The following is an 11,963-nucleotide window of genomic DNA, read 5'->3' on the forward strand; positions in this document are numbered from 1 at the left end:
CAATGTCATAAGTAAAAAAAGAAATGGAGAAAGACTATGACAAAACCAGTATTTGATGATGAATTTAAACAAGGAGTTGTAGATTATGTTAACCAACATCCTGAAGAATCCAAAATTTCTATTGCCAAAAAATTTGGTATTGCAGATAGCACAATTCATAAATGGGTGAGAGCTGCAAGTAAAAACGGCAATAAAATTGAATCTCGAGGATCTGGTAATTTTTCTAGTGATGATGCTAAAGAAATTGCAAGATTAAGAAAAGAATTAAAAAATACACCGGATGCGTTAGAAGTGTTAAAAAAGGCTATTGGCATACTGGGAAAATAAACAAAACAGATATCTATAAAGCAGTTAAGGAAGAAAAGCAAAAAGGTTCTACTGTTTCTGTTTCTAGTGTGCTGAAAAAATTAGATGTAAGCAGATCAGAATTCTATGATTATTTGAAAAGAGTTCCATGCAAAACCAAATTAAGAAAAGAAAGAATTACAAAAGAAATCAAGAAAATCCATAAAGAATCATATGAAATATATGGATCACCAAAAATAACAGAAATGCTGAACAAACATGGTGAAAAGGTAAGTCAAAAATATGTTTATTCGATTATGAAAGAAAACAATCTCAAGGCAAAATATATTAAGCCATATATTCAAACAACAGTTAGTCATGATTTCTCTGACAAACTAAAAAATCTACTAAACAGGCATTATAATCCTATTAGACCAAATGTAGCTTGGTGTACGGATATTACTTATATATGGACATATGATGATGGATTTGTTTATTTAACAAGTGTTATGGACTTATATTCAAGATCAATTATTTCTTGGGTACTTACAAAGACAATGGATGCAGATAAAGTATTAAAATGTATTGAAAAAGCAAAGGAAAGAAGAAATATTGAAAACCCATTAGTAATACAAAGTGATCGAGGAGTTCAATATACTTCGACAAAATATAGAGAATTAACCAGTGAATTTATAAGAAGTTATTCAAGAAAAGGAACACCGTGGGATAATGCATGTATAGAATCATTTCATTCATTAATAAAAAGAGAATGGCTAAATTTTCATAAAATCCAAAATTATAATCATGCTTATAGATTAATATTTGAATACATAGAAGGATTTTATAACACTGTAAGAATTCATTCACATTGTGGGTATTTATCACCTGTACAATTTGAACAAAAATACTTATTTTTAAGTAATTAATGGACTACTACAAATAATTCTTACATTTAAGTTGTCCGAAATCTTGACATAGTACCAATATCCATAACTACATTACCAATGAGGTTACGGAGTTGGAAGAACTTATGGAAATCAAACAGTTGATACAGCGTCAAAAAATAGAACGCATGATGAAAGTACATAAGGAAATGCGAGGGGTAGACCGATACAGAGAACAACCGAAAGAATACAAATATCATGACCCTTATGATGACTGGATATTCCGTCAACTTGCGGACATAGACAACAGAAACAACATTCCCGACACTTCGCCACAATTAGATTTTAATGAAACGGACTATCAAGATTATTTAAAGGAGAAATGGAACAGAGGACTTTAATTTCCTCTTGCATGAAAGATACAGCAAACAAAAAGCCCAGTAAAGAGTGCAAAGCACCACCAATGGTGGCAAGGCTCTTGACAGGGCTTTTCCTTTTCTGTGGTGGGTAGCCAAGAGGAAGAAAGGGATAAAAGCTAATTTACGATAAATCAGACAAAGGCGACGCAGGTTTCGCAATACGAGCTTGTGCTACATAAGGATAGCAACTGGAAGATTGTAAGGTAACAAGTTGAATAAAGACTTGCATGTTGCTTTTTAGTAGTATGCAAGTCTTTTTATGAAAATAATTTTTAAAAATTATTGATAAGAAGCATTTCTTAGTTTAGTATTTAACCGTAAGGTTAATTAACTTTTTGATTAAATGAAAGGGGTGTGAGTGTGGGAAGTGTTTTTAAAGCTATTAGTGACCCAACTAGACGAGAAATTTTGAAACTATTGAATGAGAAAGATTTAAGTGCTGGAGAAATAGCGGAACATTTTGACATATCGAAACCTGCTTTAACAAAACATCTGAATATCTTACGAGAAGCAGAGTTAGTTAGTTCAGAAAAGCAAGGAAACTTTGTCATTTATTCAATCAATGTAACAGTACTTCAACAAGCATTGTCTGGATTTATGTCTATTTTTGGAAAAAAGGAGTGATTTAGAAATGAAGAAATCAATTTTTATTTTAGATATATGTATATTTGGGTTATCTATCACAGCACTTCTGATCGCCTTTTTCAAAAATTTAAGCAATGTTAATTTCCTTATAGGAGCAGGTTTGATTAGTTTAATGGGTGTTGCGCAAACGAGAATGGCAGTTATTACAAATTTATCTAAAGATAATCCAAAAGTGAAAACAATGCGTCGTATGAATAGATTGACGGTAATATTGGCAGTTGCACTATATTTTGTTCCGCTAATAGATAATGATTTCATCGTCAACATTCCAACATCATTTATTTTTGTGGTTACCATTATGCTTTTTACTGGAAATGTTTCAACAAAACTTCCTTTAAATAAGTATATGGGATTACGATTACCTTGGACAACGACAGATGAAAAGACATGGAAAATTGCGAATAGATTATTAGGATATATTACATTTCCATTAGTTTTCATTATGTTGATTTTATATTTTATAACAGAGCAATCAGAGTTGGTTTTGTTCATTGGGCTTGTTATTTGGGTTGGAATTCCTACAATTTATTCTTTTATCAAACAAAAAAACAAATTAGGAGAGTGAACTATGATTAAAAAAATATTAAAAGATGTCTTAGGAGAAAATTTTACTGAGAATAATGAAAAGTATGCTAAAATCAATTTTATTATTGTTATTCTTATGTTTTTGGTTTCCGCAATTATGTTATTTTTCTTACCGGAGAAGATAAATATTTTGCATAATGGAGATACCTATTATCCTATCCCTAGTATTTTGGGAATATGGCTTGTTCCTGTTATTTCTTTGGTACTGAATTTTACTTTTATCAAGCAAAAAAAGTTATCATCATTAAATAGTATTATCATGGGATTACTTCTCATTGGAAGTACCATATATTATATTACTTTGATATAGTAAAGGATAAGACCAATGAAAAAAACACTTAACATCATTCTATTTGGAAGAAAAAAATCATATTTTGTCAAATGTACATTAACTTTAATTGGACTGTATCTAGGTGTTTTGTTTTGGTATTTTAATGTGGATTATCTAGGACAGCCAATACGAAATGCTTTAGTATTGGCTGTTTGTAGTTTGATTTGCATATCTGTTCTTGTAGCTTTGTATCGAATTCCAGAACAACTATGTGTAAATTCACAGATAGAAAAGTTACTATATTTTCCTGTTAATCCTACAAATATTATTTATATGGTTATAATTCGATTATTTAAAATACAAATATTGTCATTTATCTGCTGTTTTTTATCAAGTATATATTTTTTTAAGTGGAATATTTTACCGTTAATTTTAACTACCATATTATGTGCTTTGATATTGATAATAATTGATTTATTTATCTTTTCAATTTCTATTGTTATATCGACAGTTAGTGAAAAATATTGCGGATATATTTTACTTACTTTTCAATATGGTGGTTTTCTTTTTATAATGTGGGGGATTGTACGTTTACTTATATTTGCATTTGAAAAACCGCTGATGATAAATGGAATATACCATCTTTTTGAAAATAATTATTTGATAAGTGTTCTTATTTTTATAATGATTATATTTCTGAGTTATATATATACTATCAAAATAAGTGCATCATATTTTCTTAGGTGTTACCATTATTTAAATTGTTTTACCAAACCTAGATTTCATGCAAATATATCTAAGTATTTTAACAAAAATCCATATATTTTGAATGAATGGTGTCGAGTTTCAAGAAATAAGGAATTACTTTTTTACTCTAATTTAAAAAGTGTGATAACTGTGTATCTTTTGGTAAATCTTTTTTCAAAAAGAATATCTGGAAGTTATATAGAAATTCAAAGTGTACTAAAAATTCTTGTAATGGTATTATGCTGTGCTATGAATACAATTTCCAGCACATCATATACCAGTGATAAAAATATCTCATATTATAACCTATTTCCAGTCAAAAACAGTAGGATATTCTTTTCTAAGGTATTGATAAGCTCTGTTTTGAATGAAATTGTCATCATTTGTGCATGGATTGTTTGCAGTATTGGTAAAAATGGGCTATTTTTTGATATATCTTTATTGCTGTATGGTACATTTACGAATATACTTTGCTCTTTTATGGGAGTGTACTTTGACTATAAAATGCCCAGAACTGAAATCACACCTAATACATTATTACATGGGAATATGAGCAAGATATTTGTTTTAGTCATGATTGTGGCTTTAACAATTTTAGAAATGTATTTTTGGAAAAAATTTTCCTTTGTTAAATTTTCTATTGGATTATCAATGATGAATATCTTGATTTTATTATTGATAGGTGTGGTTATGTATATGAAAAGAGGTCTTTCAGATGATAGAAATAAATAATTTAAGTAAGTCTTATGGTATAAATAAAATTTTTGAAAATGAGAGCATTACTTTAACTAATTCCTGTATATATGCTTTAGTAGGGGTAAATGGTATTGGAAAATCGACTTTTTTAAATTCGATTATCCAACCTAGCACATTGGATAAAGGAAGTGTAAAAATAGATGATATTCCTTCTACCGATTTTACAGCAAAATATCACTATGCTTTTGTTCCAGATACAAAGGATATGTTTTTAAATTTGACTGGAAAAGAATATTTACAATTTGTTAGTGAACTTTATAATCAAAAAGAAAAGTTTGATGAACTGCTTGCTATCTATATACCAAAATTGAAGTTGGAAAATTCATTAGAACAAACTATTTCCAGTTATTCTCTTGGAATGAAACAAAAAATATATCTTGCAGGAGCTTTCATGTCAAATGCTCAAAACATTATTTTGGACGAACCGTTTAATGCGATTGACCCAGAAAGTACTTCCGTTATCAAAAAAATATTATTTGATTTAAAAGATACTGGAAAAATGATTTTATTTTCTGTTCATAATTTAGATTTAGTATCAAATTTCTGTGATAAAATTATTTTTATAGATAACAGACATAGCATTTTTGAGTGTAACAACCCACAAAACTTTGATGTATTAGAAAAAATATTTTTTGACAAATGTGTAATAAAAAAATAAATTTAATGACTTAGTGCTAGAATACTGGGAGAATTTTATGAAATGAATGAGAAAGAACTAACTTCTAGTTTTAAGGCTCTCTCTTGCGAAACTAGAAGAAAAATTATTTACCTTTTAAAAAGTAAATGCTTATGTGCCGGAGATATAGCCAAACATTTTGAACTCACTGGAGCTACTATTTCACATCACTTAAAAGTATTAGCAGAGGGAAATTTGATAACATCTAAAAAAGTGGGTTTAGAGATATACTATTCTCTCAACATTGAAAAATATAATGTATTGAGTAGGTGGTTTCAATTTCTGAATGATATAGAAAATTTCAAAGAGAAAGGGATAAAATGAACACTCCAAAATATCTAGAAATTGCAGAATTGCTTAGAATAGATATATTTGTAAAACATGCAAAAGAAAATCAACTAATTCCCGGTATCAGAAGATACGCTCAGATTTACAATGTCAATCCAAAGATTGGATTATTCTGATGTGGAATTTGAAAATATGATAACAGAAGAAGTTATAAAAAGGTAGGTGTTCTATTATGATTGGACTTAAAAAACGAGATATAAAAAGGCGTTAAAGTTTGAAATCAAATGAAGTAATCAACGGAATAAACAAAGAAAATATAGGGAGATGCACAGTTATTTGTGCTATCTCCCTTAGTCGTTTTATCATCATATCAAGGCTCATTCAATCGTGGTAAATCTGTGGTAAAATGAGTATTTCCTATACCTCAAAATGTTTAAAAGTGTAGTGTTTATGCGGATAATCTAAAATTAAATATAAAATTTTATCTATATAATATAGTAAAATGAGAGGCAAAACCTCTCATAATTATTTTTTGTTCTTTTTCCAATAGTGTTGTATTTGTTCGAGCTCTTCATAATTGATTCTTAAAATATGATCTTTAATTTGCTTGATGAAATCGTCTCTAGAATGAGGACTGCTAAAATAGAAGGGTCTACCCTGAATGTGATTGCTATCTAAAATTTCTATCAACATTTTAGAATATTCTACTTTGTAGATTTTTTTAGGATAGTTATTTTGATCACAATGAATCATGTCTTTAAAATATAATGTATTTTCCATATTTGTCACCTCTTTTGATTTATATTAACAAAGCGGGTATGTATTTGATGAAATAAATAGGTGTTTAAAAGGCAAATATTTGGTGTTAAATAGAAATGAATAATAATAAAAGTTTATTGATGATAAAAATAGAATATTATATTTTGAGATAAATGTATGTTTTTTAGACAATTTACAGATAAATGTCTAAAAAAGCATACAATAAAATAAAATATATAGCATTTATCGACACAATACGATATAATTGTGTATTGTGAAGTACAATGTTTGTATTTTATTTAAGAATAAACGACCTAAGTTATTCAAAAAATACGGAGGTAAAATCATGGAAGATTCAAAAAAAATCAAGTGGTATGGTTTAGCTTTCATGGCGTTTTCTACTGTTTGGGGATTTGGAAACGTTTTAAATGGCTTTATCTACTTCAATGGTATCCAAGTAGTTTTTAGTTGGGTATTAATGTTCGCACTTTATTTTGTTCCTTACGCTTTAATGGTGGGAGAACTAGGGTCTGCGTTTAAAAATTCTGGTGGAGGAGTAAGTTCTTGGGTACATGAAACATTTGGCCCTAAACTTGCATACTATGCTGGATGGACATATTGGGCATGTCACGTTACTTATATTGCAAGTAAAGGTAGTGGAGGTTTAAAAGCATTAAGCTGGGCAATTTTTAGAAATGCTGAAGTTTATGATTCGCTTCCAACATTATATGTGCAACTTGCAACACTTGCAGTATTCTTATTTTTCTGTTGGTTTGCTAGTAGAGGGTTAAATCCACTTAAACAATTAGCAACAATTGCAGGAACAAGTATGTTCGTTATGTCAATCTTATATATCTTAATGATGTTTGCTGCACCAGCAATTAATCCAAATGGGGGATATTTATCATTAGATTTTAGTTTTGACAAAATTGTTCCACAATTTAATGTCAATTATTTTACATCACTTTCTATTTTGGTATTTGCAGTTGGTGGGTGTGAAAAGATTTCACCTTATGTAAATAAAGTAGAAAATCCTTCAAAAGGATTCCCAAAAGGGATGATTGCACTTGCAATCATGGTTATGGTATGTGCTATTTTAGGTACATTTGCTATGGGTATGATGTTTGATCCAACTGTAATCAATGCATCACCAGAATCATTCAATTCATATGTATCAAATGGTGCTTACTGGTCATTCCAAAAATTAGGTCAATACTATCATATGGGAGATGCATTACTAATTATTTACGCATTATGTAATATGATTGGGCAATTCTCAACATTAGTATTAAGTATTGATGCACCACTTAGAATGTTATTAGATAATGAAGATGCAAGACAATTCATTCCATCTAAATTATTAAAACAAAACAAATATGGGGCTTATGTTAATGGGATTAAAATGGTTGTTGTTTTATCAGGAAGTATCATTTTAATTCAAATCATTGGTGGAAAAGGTGCTGCCGGAGTGTTAGCACAATTAAATAAATTAAATTCTGTATGTATGCCAATGCGTTATATTTGGGTATTCTTAGCTTATATTGGTTTAAGAAAAGCTTACGATAAGATTCCAGCTGATTACCGTTTTGTTAAGTGTCAACCAATTGCTTTATTCTTTGGTGGATGGTGTCTATTTGTAACAGCTGCATGTTGTATCATGGGTGTTTACTCAACTGACTTATTTACAATGGCTTTAAATGTTATTACTCCTGTTGTTTTAACTGCATTAGGATTAATTTTACCAGCTATTGCTAAAAGAGAAAAAGCTAACGCTATTACAGAATAATTGTGATAAAATATAGAAGAGGTGTTAGAAAATGTATAGGGGAATTTCAAAAGAATTATTAGACTTTTTACAAAAAAGTCCTACAGCATTCCATGCTGTTGAAAACATTAAAGAAGAATTAAACAAAGATGGATTTGTTGAATTATTAGAGGGAAAACCTTGGAAAATGGCTCCAGGTGGAAAATATTATATTACTCGTAATAATTCAAGTATTATTGCTTTAAAGGTCGGAAGCAATTTAGAAAATTATAGTTTTAATGTTGCTGCTTCACATAGTGATTGCCCAACTTTCAAATTAAAAGAAAATGCTGAATTAGAAGTAAAGGGTAAATACACACAATTAAATACGGAAGGTTATGGAGGAATGATTTGTTCAACTTGGTTTGATAAACCATTATCTATTGCTGGACGTTTATTAATTAAAGATGGAAATGAATTAAAAACACAATTAATTAATATTGATCGTGATTTAGTTTTAATTCCAAATATGGCTATTCATATGAACAGAGCGGTCAATGATGGTTATGCATATAATAAACAAATTGATATGCTTCCTTTATTTGGTGGGGCTGATTGTAAACCAGGTGACTTTATGAAACTCGTTGCTAAAGAAGCAGGAGTTCAAGTAGAAGATATTTATGGTAGTGATTTATATCTATATAACCGTACAGCGCCATCTATCTGGGGAGCTAACGATGAATTTATTTCAAGCCAACATTTAGATGATTTACAATGTGCTTTTACTTCATTAAAAGGATTCTTAGCGGGTGGAAATGATCAATCAATCGATGTTTTAGCTTGCTTTGATAACGAAGAAGTTGGTTCAGGAACAAAACAAGGAGCTGCTTCAACACTTTTATATGATGTATTAAAACGTGCTAATAGCGCACTTGGAAAAACAGAAGAAGATTTCTATTGTGCTATTGCTTCAAGTTTTATGTTATCTGCAGATAATGCACATGCGGTTCACCCACATCATTCACAAAAAACAGATGCGACAAACTGTGTTTATATGAATGAAGGAATTGTTGTAAAATCTCATGCAGGTCAAAAATATACAAGCGATGCGGTAAGTATTGCAGTATTTAAAGATTTATGTAAAAAAGCCAATGTACCTGTACAATTCTTCGCAAATCGTTCAGATGAAGCGGGAGGAAGTACTTTAGGTAATATCGCTATGGCTCAAGTTTCTATGAATAGTGTGGATATTGGGTTACCACAACTCGCAATGCATTCGACATATGAAACAGCTGGAATCAAAGATACTTATTATATGATTCAAGTAATGACAGAATTCTTTAATTGTCATATTAGCGAAATCAATACAAATGTATTAAAGGTAGATTAAGATGAAAGAAAAGAAGTATGATTTATATTTTGAAAACAGTGTTAAAGTAAAAAGTTTAAATGATGATTATTTTAAATGTTATCAAGAAATTGAAAAAGCTTTGTTTAAAAAACAAAAAAATACTTTAAAAACAAATGTTTTGCTTGCAGAAATAATTGAACAAATGATTTCTAGTCAAGAAAAAGGAAAAACAGTTCAACAATTAGTTGGTCAAAATACCCAATCATTTGTGGATCAAATTAATAAAAAGCTTAATTACAAAGAAAAAATCAATCAGTTAAAACAAAGAGATTTTAATAAATATGAAATGTCTGGTATATTACTTACAATGTGCATCTATATTGTACTTCTTTTTGTTAAAGAGTTGGTGGGAAATCATTATTTAATCAATTACTATATTGATTTACTGGTTGCGGTAATTATGCTTTGTATTAGTGTCAAACAACTCTTAAATCAAAGAAATTTAATTAAACGTTATCAAGTTTCCACTCAACCTTTTATTGTTGAAATAATAAGTATTATTATTTCATTATTGATTGCTATGTTATTTTATAACAGTCCTTTTGATATCACTTTTGTTATTTTAGTTATTGCATTTTTTACAAGTAAAAAAATGTATTCAAAATCCTTAAACAATTAAGGATTTTTTCTTTGCATTGTTTAAAAAATATAGTAAAGTATTAGAAGGTGATAAAAATGGAAAAAGAAATCATATTAGAAAATTTAGATGAAAGTATTGTTAATGAGGCAACTTTTTATAGTCAACAAAATGTTCCTTCACAGATATCACAAGCACTTTATTTATATGGAAGTACAACAGATTATCAAGTATTAGGATTTATTGATGCAAGTGGTGATGGAAGTAAAGGAATGATCTTTACGGATCAAGGAATTTATTTTTGTTTTAAAGAACCTCATTTCTTTTTATATGAAGATATTGAAAAATTAATTCTTGTAAAAAAAGAAGAAACTTTTGATTTTTATGCCAAAATCAAAACAAAAACAAGTACTTTTGTCTTTAAAAATAATTATTTAAATTTAAAAGAATTTATTGAATGTTTAAGCGGAATTTTAGAAATGCCAATTTCTTATGAAATGTCTGCTTATGAAAAAGTAGAATACTTTGTACCGCTTGTTTTAGATGATTTAAAAGAAGATGTTTATGAAGATTTAGAACTTACAAAACAACAGTACCAACAAATAAAAGATATTGAACATGAACTTGAGATGGCAAAAGAACTTAAAGATTTAGATTATCAAGATGAATGTCGTTCTTTATGTCGTTATTGTTTAGATTTCTTTGAAAGTTTAGGACTTGACAGTGATGAAATAGAAGCTTTAAATGAAGCACAAAGTTTTTTTGATCAACAAGATAGTCAAGAAAACCAACAATTAGAAGGAGCAAAACGTTGGGTCGATGAAATGATGAGTAATTATCAAAATGGTGATACAGGAATGTATGATCAAATGAAATCAACAATGGGAAACTTAGGTATTGATGAAGAAAAATTAAAAAATATGTCAAATGAAGAAGTCAATCAATATGTTCAAGATATGTGTAAAAAATTTGGTATTTCACAAAGTTTATTTGATAAATTAAAGGATAAGTTTGGAAGATAGAGGGTAGAGTATGATTAAATTAGTTGTTTTAGATGTGGATGGAACAAGCATTGATAGAGATAATCATTTTTATGATGATGATATTAAAGAAATTGATTTTTATAAAAAAAAGGGCATTGAATTTATGTTTGCTTCAGGTAGAGACATGAATATGATGCTTGATATGATTGAAAAGTCTCATGTAGATGGTGATTTGATTATTAATAATGGGACACAATATCGAAATATTGAAGGAACTAAAAATATTACGCATCCAATGGATGAAGCGGCTTTTAGAAAAATGATTCCTATTTTACAAAAATATAATTATCATATTTCTATTCATACAACAAAAGGAAAATATATTTTAACGGATTTTGAAAGCTATTGGGATTTACATGTTAAATTATTGATGAAAGGTCGTGAGGGCGTTACTTTAGAAGACCTTCCAAATACGACATTCTTTAGAAGATGGGGTTATTTAAATGATTGTACCTCGGTAAAATCAATTGATGATATTTATAACCAAGGAGCTTTGCCTTTAAAAGTAGATGCTAGACATTTAAATCCAGAAGAAGCTAAAGGGGTTGCTGATCGTTTAAGAAGTATACCTCATCTAAATATTTCGTCATCTTATGAAGATAATATTGAAATAACATGTGATGATTATGATAAAGGAATCATGTTAAAAGAAGTTTTAAAATTAAAAGGATTGACCCTTGATGAAGTAGCAACCTTCGGTGATGGCTTAAATGATGTATGTATGCTAGAAGGGTTCCCTTATAGTTTTACACCAGCCAATGGTTGTAAAGAAGCAAAAGAAGTGGCAACATATACTCTTAGCAAAACTGGAGGACAGGGTGCTATTCAAGAAGGCTTACATATTTTAAAAAAATTAAATCTAATTTAAAAAAG

General features: G+C 29.1%; 15 protein-coding genes. 14 read left to right on the top strand and 1 reads right to left on the bottom strand.

The genetic code is table 11. The features are described 5' to 3' along the window. Nucleotides 1-36: 36 nt before the first annotated feature. The 9 genes from C7U55_RS01680 (at nucleotide 37) to C7U55_RS01720 (ending at nucleotide 5,592) form a co-directional block, all read left to right on the top strand. Nucleotides 37-327: a transposase gene (locus C7U55_RS01680; protein WP_106987061.1), complete on the top strand. Its 291-nt coding sequence runs from the start codon at nucleotides 37-39 to the stop codon at nucleotides 325-327. Beyond that, a complete protein-coding gene (locus tag C7U55_RS01685; RefSeq protein ID WP_318025902.1) occupies nucleotides 264-1,211 on the top strand; it encodes an IS3 family transposase in 948 nt (315 codons plus the stop codon). The genes C7U55_RS01680 and C7U55_RS01685 overlap by 64 nt, the downstream gene beginning before the upstream one ends. A 92-nt stretch (nucleotides 1,212-1,303) precedes the next feature. Further along, nucleotides 1,304-1,570, top strand: coding sequence for a hypothetical protein (locus C7U55_RS01690; protein ID WP_455550090.1), 267 nt, complete (start codon nucleotides 1,304-1,306; stop codon nucleotides 1,568-1,570). A gap of 378 nt (nucleotides 1,571-1,948) precedes the next feature. After that, nucleotides 1,949-2,212, top strand: coding sequence for an autorepressor SdpR family transcription factor (locus C7U55_RS01695; RefSeq protein ID WP_146139601.1), 264 nt, complete (start codon nucleotides 1,949-1,951; stop codon nucleotides 2,210-2,212). 7 nt (nucleotides 2,213-2,219) lie between these two features. Then, the gene (locus C7U55_RS01700; RefSeq protein WP_101027844.1) at nucleotides 2,220-2,798 is read left to right on the top strand and encodes an SdpI family protein; all 579 of its coding nucleotides are present in this window, start codon (nucleotides 2,220-2,222) and stop codon (nucleotides 2,796-2,798) included. A 3-nt stretch (nucleotides 2,799-2,801) separates the two neighbouring features. After that, nucleotides 2,802-3,128 carry a hypothetical protein gene (locus C7U55_RS01705; RefSeq protein WP_012740524.1) on the top strand — a complete coding sequence of 109 codons (327 nt, stop codon included), beginning with the start codon at nucleotides 2,802-2,804 and terminating at the stop codon, nucleotides 3,126-3,128. 15 nt (nucleotides 3,129-3,143) lie between these two features. Further along, nucleotides 3,144-4,568: a hypothetical protein gene (locus C7U55_RS01710; RefSeq protein WP_106987063.1), complete on the top strand. Its 1,425-nt coding sequence runs from the start codon at nucleotides 3,144-3,146 to the stop codon at nucleotides 4,566-4,568. Then, nucleotides 4,552-5,250 (top strand): ATP-binding cassette domain-containing protein, encoded by a 699-nt coding sequence (locus tag C7U55_RS01715; RefSeq protein WP_106987064.1) that lies wholly within the window; start codon nucleotides 4,552-4,554, stop codon nucleotides 5,248-5,250. The genes C7U55_RS01710 and C7U55_RS01715 overlap by 17 nt, the downstream gene beginning before the upstream one ends. 42 nt (nucleotides 5,251-5,292) lie before the next feature. Continuing rightward, nucleotides 5,293-5,592, top strand: a complete 300-nt coding sequence (locus tag C7U55_RS01720; RefSeq protein ID WP_012740521.1) for a metalloregulator ArsR/SmtB family transcription factor — start codon at nucleotides 5,293-5,295, stop codon at nucleotides 5,590-5,592. A 489-nt stretch (nucleotides 5,593-6,081) separates the two neighbouring features. On the opposite strand, the gene C7U55_RS01725 is transcribed toward C7U55_RS01720, so the two are convergent. Next, nucleotides 6,082-6,336 carry a hypothetical protein gene (locus tag C7U55_RS01725; RefSeq protein WP_048923161.1) on the bottom strand — a complete coding sequence of 85 codons (255 nt, stop codon included), beginning with the start codon at nucleotides 6,334-6,336 and terminating at the stop codon, nucleotides 6,082-6,084. A gap of 325 nt (nucleotides 6,337-6,661) precedes the next feature. Between C7U55_RS01725 and C7U55_RS01730 the strand changes: the two genes are divergently transcribed. From C7U55_RS01730 to C7U55_RS01750, 5 genes are read left to right on the top strand one after another with little or no spacing between them, the layout of a single operon-like run. Further along, complete coding sequence (locus tag C7U55_RS01730) at nucleotides 6,662-8,101, top strand: APC family permease (RefSeq protein WP_106987065.1); 1,440 nt, start codon at nucleotides 6,662-6,664, stop codon at nucleotides 8,099-8,101. A 31-nt stretch (nucleotides 8,102-8,132) separates the two neighbouring features. Beyond that, the gene (locus C7U55_RS01735) at nucleotides 8,133-9,449 is read left to right on the top strand and encodes a M18 family aminopeptidase (RefSeq protein ID WP_106987066.1); all 1,317 of its coding nucleotides are present in this window, start codon (nucleotides 8,133-8,135) and stop codon (nucleotides 9,447-9,449) included. Between the two features lies 1 nt (nucleotide 9,450). Beyond that, nucleotides 9,451-10,089, top strand: a complete 639-nt coding sequence (locus C7U55_RS01740; protein WP_106987067.1) for a DUF1129 family protein — start codon at nucleotides 9,451-9,453, stop codon at nucleotides 10,087-10,089. Between the two features lie 56 nt (nucleotides 10,090-10,145). Continuing rightward, nucleotides 10,146-11,069 (top strand): hypothetical protein, encoded by a 924-nt coding sequence (locus C7U55_RS01745; RefSeq protein ID WP_106987068.1) that lies wholly within the window; start codon nucleotides 10,146-10,148, stop codon nucleotides 11,067-11,069. A gap of 10 nt (nucleotides 11,070-11,079) precedes the next feature. Then, the gene (locus C7U55_RS01750; protein ID WP_106987069.1) at nucleotides 11,080-11,958 is read left to right on the top strand and encodes an HAD hydrolase family protein; all 879 of its coding nucleotides are present in this window, start codon (nucleotides 11,080-11,082) and stop codon (nucleotides 11,956-11,958) included. Nucleotides 11,959-11,963: the final 5 nt, after the last annotated feature.

Source organism: Faecalibacillus faecis (assembly GCF_003024675.1).
GTDB lineage: Bacteria > Bacillota_I > Bacilli_A > Erysipelotrichales > Coprobacillaceae > Faecalibacillus > Faecalibacillus faecis.